Source organism: Streptomyces sp. SID12501 (genome assembly GCF_010550245.1).
GTDB lineage: Bacteria > Actinomycetota > Actinomycetes > Streptomycetales > Streptomycetaceae > Streptomyces.
Genome location: NZ_JAAGLU010000966.1, coordinates 1 through 399 on the forward strand (window position 1 = coordinate 1; position 399 = coordinate 399).

At 72.4% G+C, this 399-nt stretch carries 1 protein-coding gene; it reads right to left on the reverse strand.

Translation table 11 applies throughout. The annotated features are described in order from the left end of the window. Positions 1-399: putative PEP-binding protein (locus tag G3I71_RS49360; RefSeq protein WP_343243324.1), on the reverse strand; the 399-nt coding region annotated here is incomplete at both ends.

Here is a 399-nt window from a genome sequence, read left to right on the forward strand (position 1 = left end):
CTTCTGCAGCAGCAGCACGGCGCCGAGCGCCTCTTCGCGCTCGCCGTCGGTGTCCGCGAGGATCAGTCGCTCCACCAGTTCGCGGCGCTCGCCGAGGAACATGTGCTCCGTGCGGCACAGGCCGATGCCCTGGGCGCCGAAGCGGCGGGCGCGCAGCGCGTCCTCGGCGTTGTCGGCGTTGGCCCGCACCCGCAGGCGCCGGACGCGGTCCGCGTACGCCATGATCCGGTGCACGGCGGCGACGAGCTCGTCGGCGTCGTCGGCGCCGGCGTGCATGCGGCCCTCGAAGTACTCGACGACCGGGGACGGTACGACGGGTCCCTCACCGAGGTAGACCTTGCCGGTGGAGCCGTCGATGGAGACGACGTCGCCCTCTTCCATGACGGTCTCGCCGACCGT